Source organism: uncultured Polaribacter sp. (assembly GCF_947503875.1).
Taxonomy (GTDB): Bacteria; Bacteroidota; Bacteroidia; order Flavobacteriales; family Flavobacteriaceae; genus Polaribacter.
In genome coordinates this window covers 26,327-41,817 of record NZ_CANNFH010000004.1, presented here as the reverse complement: position 1 = coordinate 41,817, position 15,491 = coordinate 26,327, and the positions used below count along the sequence as shown (strand labels likewise).

The following is a 15,491-nucleotide window of genomic DNA, read 5'->3' as shown; positions in this document are numbered from 1 at the left end:
AATTATGACAGCACAAGAAACCTTAAATAATGTAGAAAAAGCATTAGACGAAATTCGCCCTTTTTTAATGAGCGATGGTGGAAATATTAAACTTTTATCAATAGAAGACACTATAGTAAAAGTACAATTAGAAGGCGCTTGCACAGGTTGCTCTGTAAACCAAATGACTTTAAAAAACGGAGTAGAAGCAACCATAAAAAAGTATGCACCACAAATAGAAGAAGTTATAAATATAGCTTAATTATTTTGGGCGTTACCATGCAAAAAAGCACGGTCGGGCTTTACGTTATATCTTTTTTGTGAAAAACAAAAAAGGATGCCACTTCAATCCCTAACGCAAGCTGTAGAAATCAAAAAACAGACCTCATAAGTTATATGATTTATGAGGTCTATTAGAAAAAACAAGGAATTAAATACTTTAACTTTCACCATAAAATAAAGATTTCATCAAACAAAAAGAATGAAAACCTATAATTAGAGAATCTAATAAAATCAATATAGTATTTTAGAAGTACATTGCTAAATTTTATCTTTATTTATTCTAAATAAATTATTATCTTTGCAGCATGAGTGTATTTACAGATATTCAATTTAGCACACAATTGCAAAAGGTTACCTTTTGTAAATATCTTTTAATATTAGATAATAAAAGAATTTCCCTTACTTTTCCTCAATTACTGCAACTGCGCTATAAAGTTAAAGAACATACTACTTGCGTAAATTTAGAACAGACTATTAATAATCACAATTTTGTTTTATTGCCAATTGCAGACAGGCAACACTTGGTTTTCTTAGAAATACCCAAGCTTTTAGATCTAAAAGAAGAATTAGAATGTTACTTTTATAGCTTTTAGTAATACCTACATAGTTAAACGCCTTTTATTTAGATTATTTATAAATTTCTTGTTTACCATAGATATAAACTGTTTTATGTGTATTTTTGTAACATAAAACAAGATAATCATGAAAACAGCAATAAGAAAACAAATGACAATTCATCCAGAAGTTATGGATGTTTTAAATGAACAGGTGGCATTAGAAATGCATGCATCAGCATCTTATTTAGCTATGGCTTCTTGGTGCGACCAACGCGATTTGGTAAACAGCAAAGCGTTTTTCTACAAACAAGCAGAAGAGGAAAGAGAGCACGGAATGAAAATATTTAATTTCATAAACGATGCTGGTGGAGCAGCAGTTTCTCCTGCAATACCAATTGTTAATAACGAATTTGAAAGCTTACAAGCAATTTACGAAACCTCTTTAGACCAAGAAATACAAGTTACACAATCTATTTACAAGTGTTTTAAACAAGCAAGAAAGGTAGACGATTTTGCATCTGAAGTATTTTTACAATGGTTTGTAAACGAGCAAGTAGAAGAAGAAGATACAGTAAGAAGCATACTAGGTGTATTTGAATTAATGGGAGACATGCCATTAAAAATGATAGACGAAAGATTACCAACAGAATAATCTTTCTAATTAGAAAATTTAAAAACCGAAACAAATTTGTTTCGGTTTTTTTATGCAAAAAACTTAACAAAAAATTAAAATCCCTTTTTTGTATATTTGTTAATCAACGAAATCGTTTTAGTAATATGTATTTAGATTTACTATACTACTTAAAATTCCTGATAAAACGGAATCCAGAATAAAACTTCTTGCTGTCACCCTGAATTAGTTTCAGGGCCTTTTAGATATGTAAACGATTTAACAGTTAAACAATTAAACATTTATCAAAATGCCTTTTTATCATAAATTAGGAAAAATCCCACCAAAACGCCACACACAATTTCGTAAAAAAGATGGCAGTTTATATGCAGAACAATTGTTTGGTACTATTGGTTTTGATGGTATGTCTACCAATTCTTATCACGAACACAGACCAACAATGGTCAAAAAAATTGGCAAACAATATTCAGTAAAACCAAAAATTGCAAAAGCCAATAATATACAATCGTATCGTTTTCGTGGTTTTCAAGTAAAACCAGAAAACGATTATCTAGAAAGTAGAAAAATAGTTTTAACAAACTCAGATTGTAACATTATTTTATCGGCTCCAAAAAAATCTACTAAAGATTATTTCTATAAAAATACAGATGCAGACGAAGTTATTTTTATCCATAAAGGAACAGGAAAATTACGTACACATTTAGGAAATATCGATTTTAAATACGGAGATTATTTAATAATTCCACGTGGCATTATTTACAAACTAGATTTCAATGATGAAAATAATAGACTTTTTATAGTAGAATCTTACAGCCCAGTTTACACGCCAAAACGTTACAGAAATTGGTTTGGGCAATTGTTAGAGCATTCACCATTTTGCGAGCGAGATTTAAGAAGACCACACGAATTAGAAACCTATAACGAATTAGGAGATTTTCTAATTAAAGTAAAAAAACAAGGTGAAATTATAGAAATGACCTATGCCTCACATCCTTTTGATGTAGTAGGGTATGATGGTTATAATTTTCCATACGCATTTTCAATTCACGATTTTGAACCCATAACAGGTCGTATTCATCAACCACCACCTGTGCATCAAACCTTTGAAACCAATGCTTTTGTAATATGCAGTTTTGTGCCACGTTTGTATGACTATCATCCAAATTCCATTCCTGCACCTTACAATCACAGCAATATAGATTCAGATGAAGTAATATATTACGTAGATGGCGATTTTATGAGCAGAAATGATATCGATCAAGGTCATATTTCGCTGCATCCAGCAGGTATTCCTCATGGTCCACATCCAGGAACTACAGAAAAAAGCATCGGCAAAACCAAAACCGAAGAATTAGCAGTTATGGTAGATACTTTTAAACCTTTGCAGGTTACAGAAGAAGCCATAAAAATTGCGGATGAAAATTATTATAAGAGTTGGTTGGAGTAAATCCCATCTTAGTCTTCCCAAAGGGAAGAGATACTCTTGTGTAAAAACTTGCAAAAAAAAAGTTCATTACAATAATTATTAGAAGCTATTTCGCGCTTTCCATTATATCTTTTTTGTGAAAAACAAAAAAGGATGCCACTTCAATCACGGCTAAACTTGTTTGCCAACAAAATTGAAATTTAGGAAACGAATAGCTTTTTTAAAAAATCAACCCTCAAAGGGTTTAAAACCCTTTGAGGGATAAATCAAATCAACAGATTACACTCAATTCCCAAAAGAGTGTTTCTTCCCAAGCCTGCATTGAGTTGTATCGAAATGGGAAGATTAAGACGGGATTCATATCATGAGTAAACCAATACAACCAGTAAATTACAGTTTAGAAAAAATATTCTCAGGAGCACAAGACTTCTTACCATTGTTAGGTACAGATTATGTAGAATTTTATGTAGGTAATGCAAAGCAGGCGGCACATTTCTATAAAACAGCCTTTGGTTTTCAGTCACACGCATATCGTGGTTTAGAAACTGGTGCAAAAGACGCTGTAAGTTATGTCTTAACACAAGACAAAATTAAAATAATGCTTACAACACCATTAAATAGCAAATCGCCAATAAACAACCATATTGTAAAACATGGCGATGGTGTAAAAATAGTGGCACTTTGGGTAGAAGATGCTACAAAATCTTACGAAGAAACTACAAAACGTGGTGCAAAATCTTACATGAAACCAACCGTAGAAAAAGACGAATTTGGAGAAGTGGTAAGATCTGGAATTTACACCTATGGAGAAACTGTGCACATGTTTATAGAACGTAAAAACTACAAAGGCGCTTTTTTACCAGGTTTTCAAAAATGGGAATCAGATTATAATCCACCAACAGCTGGTCTAAAATATATAGATCATATGGTGGGTAATGTAGGTTGGAATCAAATGAACAAATGGGTAAAATTCTATGAAGATGTAATGGGATTTGTTAACTTTTTATCTTTTGACGACAAGCAAATTCATACAGAATATTCTGCATTAATGAGTAAAGTAATGTCTAATGGAAATGGACGAATTAAATTCCCAATAAACGAACCAGCAGAAGGTAAAAAGCGTTCTCAAATAGAAGAATATTTAGATTTTTATGAAGGCCCAGGTGTGCAACATATTGCAATGGCAACAGATGATATTATTAAAACAGTTGCCCAATTAAAAGCAAACGGAATAGAATTTTTATCTACACCACCAGAAGAATATTACAGAGCAGTGCCTGGTAGATTAGAAGAACACAGTCACGAATTAAAAGAAGACATAGAAAAACTAAAAAGTTTAGGCATAATGATAGATGCAGATGAAGAAGGCTATCTATTACAAATTTTTACAAAACCTTTAGAAGATAGACCAACCTTGTTTTTTGAAATTATACAAAGAATGGGAGCTAGAGGTTTTGGAGCAGGTAATTTTAAAGCACTTTTTGAGTCTATAGAAAGAGAACAAGCCAAAAGAGGAACGCTTTAATTAGTTGGCAGTTTTTAGTTTTCAGTTTTTAGTTTTTAGTTGGTAGTTTTATTGGGTTTAAGTATCTGATTATAGATGTTTTAATTAATTTTTATCTAATTTGTTATTTCGACGTAAGGAGAAATCTCACATAAAAAAAACATCGTATTAAATAATTTTTTTATTTAAAAATTTAATAAGAAAGATTTCCCACTTTTCAGTAATAACATTTTATTTATCATTTCAATTCCGAAGTTTTATGAAGAGAAATTTTACATAAAATAATTTTAATTCAACAGACCACACAGGTTTTTAATTCTGTGTGGTCTTTTCTATAAAACTATTTATCTTTGTTTTACAATCAATACAAATGAATAGAGAAGAAATACTAAAAGCCATAGAAGAAAAATATGATAAATTAGGTGTGCCTGTAGATGCCATGTTAGAAGGTTTATTACACAGTACACCAATTACTTATTGGGATTATATTCAGACAGATGCACTTTTAGGATTACAAACCCCAAGAACTACACAGCCAGATGAAATGGTTTTTATAATGTATCATCAAGTAAACGAGTTGTTGTTTAAAATGATTTTGTGGGAAATTGATCAGGTAGCAAAAGCAACAAAAGTAACTGCAGCAAAGTTTACTATGCATTTAGAGCGCATAAGCAGGTATTTTGATATGTTATGCAGTTCTTTTACTGTAATGGCAGATGGTATGGAAAAGGAGCAATATTTAAAATTTAGAAATACATTAACGCCAGCAAGTGGTTTTCAATCTGCACAATATCGCAAAATTGAATTTGCATCTACAGAACTAATACACTTAATAGACGTACGTTTTAGAGATAAAATAGACAGAAATTCTTCTTTAAAAAATGCCTACAATCATTTGTATTGGCAAGCAGCAGGAAAAAATTATACAACTGGACAAAAATCTACCTTATTAAATCTTTTCGAGAAAAAATATTTAGGAGAATTTATAGATTTTATGGAAGATTATAATGATATTAATTTGTCTTTAAAATTTAAACAACTGCCTAAAAAAAGCAGAGAAAATGCAAATTTAATTAAAGCAATGCGCCATTATGATTATACTGTAAACGTTAAATGGGTTATGGCACATTATAATGCCGCAGCTAAATATATAGGTGGTAAAGAATCTGATTTAGAGGCAACAGGAGGTAGTAGTTGGCGAAAGTATATGCATCCTAAATTTCAAAAAAGAATATTTTTCCCTTTTTTATGGAGTGCAGCGGAATTAGAGAGTTGGGGTACTTTTTAGCTTTAATTATGCAGGCAAACAAAAATAAACCATTTTAGAAATCGTTTAATTTTAGTATTTTGGAATGGTAATTGTCATTACCAAATTATAAGTTTAATTTTTTTATGAAAAAGACAGTATTATTATTTTTTGGACTACTTTTTTTGACTTCCATTTATAGTCAGAAAAAAATACAGACTTTTAAAGACGGAGAAGAACTGCGTTATAAAATGAGTTATAGTGGTTTTTTAAGAGCTGGTACAGCTGTGTTAAAAGTAGAAGAAACTGTTTTAAATGGTAAAAACGTATTTCATAGCAAAGGTTTAGGCTGGACAACTGGTATGATAAAATGGTTTTTTAAGGTAGAAGACAATTATCAAAGTTATTTTGATAAAACTATGGTAAAGCCATATTTGTTTAAAAGAAAAATAGACGAGGGAGGTTATAAAAAGCACGTAAATACTACTTTTAATTATGATAATAACACCGCTTATGTGCAAGATTTTTTAAAACAAAAAGATACTACATTACCAGTTTTAAATGTACAAGACATGCTTTCTGCTTTTTACTATTTGAGAAATCAAGAAGTAAAATTTATGAAAAAAGGAGAGTCAATTGCAATAGATATTTTTTTAGATGCACAAACATATCCTTTTAAACTTCGTTTTTTAGGTAAAGAAGTTTTAAAAACCAAGTTTGGCAATATAAACACTCTAATTTTTAGACCCTTAGTACAATCTGGTAGAGTATTTAAAGCGCAAGAAAGTGTAACATTATGGATTACAGATGATGCCAATAAAATACCTATTAAAATGGAAGCGTCTTTAGCAGTAGGCTCTTTACGAGCAGAATTAGAGGCTTATAAAGGTCTGGCAAACGAATTTATTACCAAGTAATTTGTATAAATTTTAACGTTATCGTTTTAGTAACTTTATCTAACTTTTAATTAGAACTGATTTTTATTTGTATTTTTGGCAACGCACGTAAAAAGCCCAATTTTTTTGAAAAAAGCATTCTTTTTCCTAACCTTAATGATTACTTTATTGTCTTGTGACTCTAAAAGTAATAAACAAACTAAAATTCTAAAATCCAAAGTAAAAAAACCGGTTTATAAATTTGGTTATAAAGTAGATGACTATAAAGTAATTTTAGACACCATAAAAAAAGGGGAAAGTTTTGGAGAAATAATGGATAGACACCATATTTCTTTTCCTAAAATAAATAAAATAGCCAATACAATAAAAGATACTTTTGATGTTAGAAAAGTAAGAGCTGGTAAGCCTTACTTAATTCTAGCAAGTAAAGATTCTGTAGATAAAGCTAAAGTTTTTATTTATAAAAACAACAAAATAAATGCAACTGTAATAGATTTTAAAGACTCTATTATAGAAGCTTACACATATTTACAACCCATAAAAAAAATAGAAAGAATAGTAGGTGGTAAAATATATTCTAACCTTTCTAATACTATGGATAGTTTAGGGCTTTCTGCCAATTTAACTTGGGCTGTTGCAGATATTTATGCGTGGACTTTAGATTTTTATAAATTACAAAAAGGAGATTCTTTTAAACTAAAGTTTGAAGAGAAATATATAAATGACACCATATTTGCAGGTTATGGAAATATAAAATCTGTCTTGTTTAGGCATAATAATCAAGATTTATACGCGTTTCGGTTTTTACCGGATTCTGTAAAAAATATTTCAGAATATTATGATGAGAAAGGAAATATGCTACGCAGTCAGTTTTTAAAATCACCCATTAAGTTTCAATACAGAATATCTTCTAGATACAATCCAAATAGAAGAATTGCTTATTATGGTTACAGAAAAAAACCGCATTTTGGTACAGATTTTGCCGCAAATATTGGTACGCCAATTATTGCAACCGCAAGCGGAACAGTCATAGAGTCTACAAGAAGAGGAGGTAATGGTAATTTTGTAAAAATTAAGCACAATGGAACCTACACCACGCAATACTTACACATGAAAAAGCGTAGCGTAAAAAAAGGAGATTATGTAAAACAAGGTCAAATTATTGGTACAGTTGGTATGACAGGTAATACTGGTGGGCCACATGTTTGTTATCGCTTTTGGAAAAATGGCAGACAAGTAGATCCATTAAGTCCTAAAACTAAATTACCAGAAGCAGAACCGTTAAATGATAGCATAAAACCTAGGTTTTTTAAGTTTATTAATCCTTTAAAATATCAACTAGATTACAACCAATTGTCACTACCAAAAGAACCAAGTCAAATTTCACCAGAAATAGCAAAAAATTAATCAAATGGCTTTAAAAAATACAAATCCAACTAAAACACAAGCTTGGCAAAATCTTACTAAGCACTTTAATGAAATTAAAGGAATTAGCATTAAAGAATTGTGTAAAGACGTCAATAGAAAAGAAGGTTTTTCTATACAGTTAGATGATTTATTGGTAGATTTTTCTAAAAATAGAATTACCAAAGAAACGCTAGATTTGTTGTTGCAATTGGCAAAAGAAGTAGATTTAAAAGATGCCATAGAAAAACAATTTACAGGAGCAGTTATAAATGTAACAGAAGGTAGAGAAGTTTTACATACTGCTTTAAGGAGCACTAAAGAAGATGCTATTTTAGTAAATAATAAAAACATAAAGCCCCAAATACAAACGGCTTTAAGAAAAATTAGAAGTTTTTCTAACAAAGTAATTAATGGTAAATGGAAGGGTTTTACAGGTAAATCTATTACAGATATTGTAAATATTGGTATAGGAGGTTCAGATTTAGGCCCAGACATGATTGTAGAATCTTTACAGTATTATAAAAATCATTTAAATACACATTTTGTTAGCAATATTGATGGCGATCACGTTTCTGAAATCATTAAAAAATTAAACCCAGAAACTACCCTTTTTGTAATTGTGTCTAAAACATTTACTACGCAAGAAACGATTACTAATGCAGAAACTATAAAAGATTGGTTTTTAAAATCGGCAACAGTTTTTGATATCCCAAAACACTTTGTGGCGGTCTCTACCAATTTAAATGCAGTAAATAATTTTGGTATAGATAAAGCCAATGTTTTTACAATGTGGAACTGGGTTGGAGGGCGTTTTTCACTTTGGTCTGCAGTAGGCTTATCTATTAGTTTATCTGTTGGTTTTGATAATTATAGAGAATTATTAAACGGTGCAGAAGAAATGGATATACATTACAGAAACACCGATTTCGATAAAAATATACCGGTAATTTTAGCATTGTTAAGTATTTGGTATAATAATTTTTACGAGGCAGAAACAGAGGCAGTTTTACCTTACTCACAGTACTTAAAAAAGTTACCAGATTACTTGCAACAAGCTATTATGGAAAGTAATGGTAAAGGAGTAGATAGAAATGGAGACAAAATAAACTATCAAACAGGTACTATAGTTTGGGGTAGCACAGGTACAAATATGCAACACGCATTTATGCAATTAGTGCACCAAGGTACTAAGTTAATACCGGCAGATTTTATTGGTTATAAAGAGTCTTTATACGGTTTAACAGACCATCACAAAAAATTAATGGCCAATTATTATGGGCAAATAGATGCTTTGGCTTTTGGTAAAACAAAAGAAGAAGTGCATTTAGAATTAAAAACTGCGGGTGAAGAAGATAAAATTGCAACACTTTTACCGTTTAAGGTTTTTGAAGGCAACAGACCTAGTAATGCCATACTTTTTGAGAAACTTACACCAAAATCTTTGGGTAAATTAATTGCACTTTACGAGCATAAAATTTTTACACAAGGTATTTTATGGAATATTTATAGTTACGACCAATTTGGAGTAGAATTAGGAAAAGAGTTGGCTAAAAAATTATTAGATAAACAATAGAATACTTTTTTTTTATCAAATCGTAATTTTTTAATTAAAATTTTCAATATTTTAATAATTTTTAGAAACGTAACATATTGATTAATAGTTATTAAGAAATGTTTTTTAAATCTAAACTTATAAAACCTTAACTTTAAGTTAACATAAGAAACCTGTAAAAGCTACAATTTTGCAGAACATTCAAAAACTTAAATTTAAACAATGAAAAATTTTAAAAACTTATTATTTGTAGTGCTGTTTTTTATAACAGCTACAGTATTAGGGCAAGGTGTTACCACCTCTTCTATGGGAGGTAAGGTTACAGACGCAAAAGGAGAGCCTTTGCCAGGAGCTACAGTGTTTGCAGTGCATATTCCAACAGGAAGTAAATATGGTGCAGCAACAGATTTTGATGGTTTTTATAGAATCTCTAACATGAGAGCAGGTGGACCATATACCGTAAAAATATCTTACGTAGGTTACAAAGAATTTAAAAAAGAAAACATTTTTTTAGAATTAGGTAATTCTGAGAGAATTAGCACCAAATTATCTGAAGATGCTAGTGTTTTAGATGAAATTGTAATTACCACAAGTAACAACGGTATTTTTGATGCAAACAAAACAGGAGCATCAACAAATATTTCTAATAGACAAATAAACACCTTACCTACAGTATCAAGATCTATTGCAGATTTTGTTAGAGTTACACCACAAGCTCAAATTTCTGAAGGAACAGATGGTTTTTCAATATCATTAGCTGGTCAAAATAATAGATATAACGCTATTTATATAGATGGTGCTGTAAATAATGATGTTTTTGGTTTAGCCGCTTCAGGTACAAATGGTGGGCAAACAGGTGTAAATCCTTTTTCTATAGATGCTATAGAATCTTTTCAAGTATCTATTGCGCCTTTTGATGTTAAAATTTCTGGTTTTGCAGGTGGAGCAATTAGTGCAGTAACTAGATCTGGTACAAATGAACTAGAAGGTTCTGTTTATGGTTTTATGAGAAATCAAAATTTGGCTGCTAAAACACCTCCTGGTTTAGTGGGTGATGGAGAAAGAGAAAGATTGGCAGATTTTAGTGCATATAATTATGGTTTTAGACTTGGAGGACCAGTAGTAAAAGACAAATTATTCTTTTTCTTTAATTATGAAAGAGAAGATAGAGATACACCACAACCTTTTAATGCAGGAGTGTATTCTGGAGATAGTTCTTTAGCAGATTTAAATAATCTTTCAGATTTTGTTCAAAATACGTATGGTTACAACATGGGTGGTTTTGAAGGAAGTGCACAAACACTAGCAAGTAATAGAATAACAACCAAATTAGATTGGAATATTAATGATAACAATAAATTATCATTCTCTTACCGTTATACAGATGCAGAAAATTTAGAAGCTAGAAGTTCTAATGCAAATAGAATTGGTTTTATTGGAGGTTCAGAATTATTTAATAGTAAAACAAATTCTGCAACTTTAGAATTAAATTCAACAATTGGAGATAAGTTTGCAAACAGTTTAGTGGTAGGTTATACAGGTGTTAGAGATGATAGAGATCCTTCTGGAGATCCTTTTCCTTCTGTTGTAATTCAAGATGGTTTAAATGCGTTTGCTGGTCAAGGTATACAATTTGGTGCAGAAAGATTTTCTACAGCGAACTTATTAGAAACAGACATTTTAACCATTACAAATAATTTCGAAATTTATAAAGGTATCCATACCATTACTGTTGGTACACATAATGAATTTACAAGTGCTAAAAACTTGTTTTTTCCAAGTAACTACGGATATTATATTTTTGATAGCGTAAACGATTTTATTAGTGGAGGTGAACCATTTTTATATGAAACAGGTTACTCTGTAGCAGATGCAAACAGAGCTGTAGGAGATGAATCATCTGGTTCTGCAGATTTTGATTTTGCACAATTAGGGGTTTACATACAAGATGATATTCAGTTTTCTGATAACTTTAGGTTATCTTTAGGTTTACGTTTAGATACTCCTATTTGGCAAAATGGCCCAGAAAACCCAGACTTTAATAGCGATGAAAATATTGCTTTATTTGAAGCTGCTGGTAAAGATTTTCAAGGTGCTAGAGTTGGTAAAAAAGTAAAAACACAAATCCATTTTTCTCCAAGAGTAGGTTTTAACTGGGATGTTAACGGAGAAAGCAACACTCAAATACGTGGTGGTTTAGGTGTATTTACTTCTAGATTGCCTTTAGTATGGCCAGGAGGAACATACAATAACAATGGTGGTGCAACTGGTGGTTTTACAGATGAAAATGATGTTACAGGACCAATTGGTTTTAATCCAGATGTAAATTCTCAGTTTCAACACCTAAGAGCAGGTTCTAATGATTTTGGAGGTAATGTAGATTTATTTGCGGAAGACTTTATGTTGCCACAAATTTTTAAATCAAACATTGCAATAGATCAAAAATTGAATTTCTGGGGTCTTATAGCTTCTGCAGATTTTATTTGGAATGAAAACATTTCTGCGATTTATTACGAAAACTTAAATGTAGCAGAACCAGTAGGTAACTTGGTTGGCCCTGGAGATACAAGACCAAAGTATGGTGATAGAGTAACGCGTGATTACAACCGTGTTATTTTAGCATCAAACACAAGTGAAGGATATTCTTGGAATGCTTCTTTTACGTTAACGAAACCATTAGAAAATGGTTTTAATGGGAGCTTTACATATGCTTATGGTGAAGCAAAATCTATTTTTGATGGAACATCTTCTCAAAATAGTTCTCAATGGAGAAACATACAAACAGTAAATGGTAAAAACAGACCAGATTTATCAAGGTCAGATTTTGCACAAGGTCATAGAATTTTAGCAACTGTAGGAAAAGAATTTATTTGGAATGATACTTTTAAAACTTTTGTAGGTTTAGTTTATGAAGGTTTAGATGGGCAACCATTCTCTTACACATATTCTGGAAGAAGAAGAGTTTTAAATGACGATTCTAGAGACAACGCATTAATTTATGTACCAGCAAATGCTAGCGAAATTAATTTAGCAGATACTAATAATAACGGAACCGCAGATGAGTGGGAAGCATTAAATGCTTACATTGATGCAGACGATTATTTAAGTAGTAGAAGAGGAGATTATGTAGAGCGTAATGGAGACAGAAACCCTTGGAGCCATGTAGTAGATTTAAAAGTTTTGCAAGACATTAGTTTTAACGTAGCAGATAAAAAGCAAACAGTACAATTATCATTAGACGTATTTAACTTTACAAACATGATTAATAAAAACTGGGGGCAAAGATTTATTAACGTAAATAACTTTTCTTTCTTAGAAAATGTTTCTAGCGGTAATAGCGAAACAAACCCTGTTTACGAATTTAACCCTAATGCATCTAGAGAAATTATAGATGATATAGGTTTATTATCTTCTAGATGGCAAGTACAAGTAGGTCTTAGATATTCTTTTTAAAGTAAAAAAGATAAAAAAGAGATAAATACAACTATTTTGTAAAAAAAATAGTTAGTAATACTACTTTTTAAAATTTTAAAAAACCATCATTTTAACTTTAAAATGATGGTTTTTTGTTGTTTTACTACAAATTAGTTATTTTTTTTAAAAAGTACATATTTTATGTTGTACTATGCTAATGCTTCTTTATTTCTATTTTAAAAATTAGTAACTTTACACCTTAAAATAAAAACCGAACAAATGAAAGAAGTACACTCGTATTGGGCATATTTAGTTTTAGCTATTTTAATTTTTGCAGTGGTAAACGCAATTATTGGTTTAACGCAAAAAAAACAATTTACAGACAAAGATTTACGCATTGGTTTATTTGCGTTAATTGTATCTCATATACAACTTTTAATAGGGTTTGTATGGTATTTTATGTCACCTTGGTTCGAGTTGTTAACTTCAGATACCGCTGCTGTAATGAAAGATAAAACACTAAGATTATATGCAGTAGAACACCCAACAACAATGTTAATTGCAATTATATTAATAACTATTGGCTGGTCTAAACATAAAAAGAAAACAACAGACACCGCTAAATTTAAAACATTTGCAATATTTTATGGTATTGGCTTGTTATTAATTTTATCTAGAATTCCTTGGAGTGCTTGGTTCTAAATGTTTTTTAGCTTAAAATTTGTTTGAACTAACAGAAGTGAATTTTATCCAAATTAAAATAAATGAAAATTTTAAGTTACATTTTGTCCTCCATATTTGTAGCAGTATTTTTTTTATGGCTGCTCATATTTCACCCTTTACAATGGCTTAGTCTAAATTTATTTGGGCCAAAAGCACATGCAAAAATGGTGGCAACCTTAAATTTTTTCTTGGTAAAATCCTTATTAATTATTGGTGTACCTGTAAAATTAATCAATAAACATAAAATTCCAGAAGATACGGCCCTTGTTTTTGTGTCAAATCATCAATCAACTTTTGATATTCCGCCAATAAATTGGTATTTTAGAAAACAATTTCCGAAATTTGTTTCAAAAATAGAATTAGGCAAAGGCATACCAAGTGTTTCTTACAATCTAAGACATGGTGGTGGTGCTCTTATAGACAGAAAAGACCCCAAGCAAGCTATTTCTGAATTGGTAAAATTCTCCAAGAGATTAAAGGAAAATAAATGGGGCGCAATTATTTTTCCAGAAGGAACAAGAAGTAAAAACGGAAAGCCCAAGAAATTTGCCACAAATGGCTTAAAAGTAATTGCAAAGTACAATAAAGACGGTTATGTAGTTCCGTTAACTATTAATAATTCGTGGAAAGTATTTAAATATGGTAAGTTCCCTTTAGGGCTAGGTACTCCTATTACCATAACCGTGCACGAAGCAATTAAAATTAGTACTTTACCTTTTGATGAACTTTTAGAAAAAACAGAAAACGTAATTAAAGAACACATAAAACTAGATTAATGTCTACAATTAAAAATATAAGGATAGAAGTAATGCAAACTTTAGAGCAGAAAATGCAAGAGTTTATGCAGACTTATTTAATTCCTGCAGAAAAAATTTGGCAACCTACAGATTTCTTACCAAACTCTCAGAAAGATTCTTTTATTCCTGAAGTAGAAGAAATTAGAGAATTGTCTAAAGAATTGCATGACGATTTTTGGGTAGTTTTAGTAGGAGATACAATTACAGAAGAAGCATTACCAACTTACGAATCTTGGTTGTTAGATTTAGATGGTGTTTCTCAAGACCCAGATAATAGTTGGGCAAAATGGGTAAGAACTTGGACTGCAGAAGAAAACAGACATGGAGACACCCTAAATAAATATTTGTATTTATCTGGTAGAGTAAATATGCGTGAGGTAGAAATTTCTACACAACATTTAATTGCAGATGGTTTTGATATTGGTACGTCTACAGATCCATATAAAAACTTTGTGTATACCACATTTCAAGAATTAGCAACGTATGTATCGCACAATAACGTAGCAAAAATTGCACGTAAAAAAGGACACAAAGCATTGGCTAAAATGTCTAAAATTATTGCTGGGGATGAAATGAGACATCACCAAGCATACGCACATTTTGTAAAAGAAATTTTTAAAATAGACCCAAGTGAAATGATGTTGGCTTTCCAACACATGATGAAACATAAAATCGTAATGCCTGCAATGCACCTTAGAGAATCTTTTGGCGCAAAAGGCAGTTTGTTTGATGATTTTTCTGCAGTTGCACAAAGAGTAGGCGTTTACACAGGGTTTGATTATGTAGATATTCTAAGGAAGTTAAACACAATGTGGGAAATAGATAAGATTACAAACTTAACGCCAGAAGCAGAAAAAGCAAGAGATTACCTAATGAAATTACCAGACAGAATGTACAGAATTACAGAAAGAATTGTAATTCCAGACACAAAGTTCGAATTCAAATGGATGATTCCAGCCTAAATAATTATTAGAAGCTATTTCCAGCTTTCGCTACTCGCTTCACGCCCAAAAGCGTGAGCACTCAAACAATAGCCTGTCTTGAGCGTAGTGCAAGGACTTCAATCTAGGCCAGTCT

Annotated in this window: 13 protein-coding genes; all 13 read left to right on the top strand. The window is 31.0% G+C overall.

Going from position 1 to position 15,491, the window contains the following annotated elements; genetic code table 11:
• Positions 1–4: 4 nt before the first annotated feature.
• The 13 genes from Q0684_RS07230 to Q0684_RS07170 all read left to right on the top strand — a co-directional run bounded on the left by Q0684_RS07230 (position 5) and on the right by Q0684_RS07170 (position 15,376).
• Complete coding sequence (locus Q0684_RS07230) at positions 5–241, top strand: NifU family protein (protein ID WP_299014474.1); 237 nt, start codon at positions 5–7, stop codon at positions 239–241.
• 325 nt (positions 242–566) lie between these two features.
• A complete protein-coding gene (locus Q0684_RS07225; protein ID WP_299014471.1) occupies positions 567–854 on the top strand; it encodes a hypothetical protein in 288 nt (95 codons plus the stop codon).
• 109 nt (positions 855–963) lie between these two features.
• On the top strand, positions 964–1,470 hold the full coding sequence (locus Q0684_RS07220; protein ID WP_299014468.1) for a ferritin: 507 nt from the start codon (positions 964–966) through the stop codon (positions 1,468–1,470).
• A 268-nt stretch (positions 1,471–1,738) separates the two neighbouring features.
• The gene (locus Q0684_RS07215; RefSeq protein WP_299014465.1) at positions 1,739–2,896 is read left to right on the top strand and encodes a homogentisate 1,2-dioxygenase; all 1,158 of its coding nucleotides are present in this window, start codon (positions 1,739–1,741) and stop codon (positions 2,894–2,896) included.
• A 343-nt stretch (positions 2,897–3,239) separates the two neighbouring features.
• Complete coding sequence (gene hppD, locus Q0684_RS07210; protein ID WP_299014462.1) at positions 3,240–4,400, top strand: 4-hydroxyphenylpyruvate dioxygenase; 1,161 nt, start codon at positions 3,240–3,242, stop codon at positions 4,398–4,400.
• Between the two features lie 349 nt (positions 4,401–4,749).
• Positions 4,750–5,667, top strand: coding sequence for a tryptophan 2,3-dioxygenase family protein (locus Q0684_RS07205; RefSeq protein WP_299014459.1), 918 nt, complete (start codon positions 4,750–4,752; stop codon positions 5,665–5,667).
• Positions 5,668–5,771: 104 nt separating this feature from the next.
• Entirely contained in the window at positions 5,772–6,542 is a 771-nt protein-coding gene (locus Q0684_RS07200; RefSeq protein ID WP_299014456.1) for a DUF3108 domain-containing protein, read from the top strand.
• Positions 6,543–6,647: 105 nt separating this feature from the next.
• Complete coding sequence (locus Q0684_RS07195) at positions 6,648–7,928, top strand: peptidoglycan DD-metalloendopeptidase family protein (protein ID WP_299014453.1); 1,281 nt, start codon at positions 6,648–6,650, stop codon at positions 7,926–7,928.
• Positions 7,929–7,932: 4 nt separating this feature from the next.
• A complete protein-coding gene (gene pgi, locus Q0684_RS07190) occupies positions 7,933–9,501 on the top strand; it encodes a glucose-6-phosphate isomerase (RefSeq protein WP_299014450.1) in 1,569 nt (522 codons plus the stop codon).
• Positions 9,502–9,702: 201 nt separating this feature from the next.
• On the top strand, positions 9,703–12,933 hold the full coding sequence (locus Q0684_RS07185) for a carboxypeptidase regulatory-like domain-containing protein (protein WP_299014448.1): 3,231 nt from the start codon (positions 9,703–9,705) through the stop codon (positions 12,931–12,933).
• Between the two features lie 240 nt (positions 12,934–13,173).
• Positions 13,174–13,596 carry a hypothetical protein gene (locus Q0684_RS07180; protein WP_299014446.1) on the top strand — a complete coding sequence of 141 codons (423 nt, stop codon included), beginning with the start codon at positions 13,174–13,176 and terminating at the stop codon, positions 13,594–13,596.
• A gap of 62 nt (positions 13,597–13,658) precedes the next feature.
• Complete coding sequence (locus tag Q0684_RS07175; protein WP_299014444.1) at positions 13,659–14,393, top strand: lysophospholipid acyltransferase family protein; 735 nt, start codon at positions 13,659–13,661, stop codon at positions 14,391–14,393.
• Positions 14,393–15,376, top strand: a complete 984-nt coding sequence (locus tag Q0684_RS07170) for an acyl-ACP desaturase (RefSeq protein WP_299014441.1) — start codon at positions 14,393–14,395, stop codon at positions 15,374–15,376. The genes Q0684_RS07175 and Q0684_RS07170 overlap by 1 nt, the downstream gene beginning before the upstream one ends.
• Positions 15,377–15,491 lie beyond the last annotated feature (115 nt).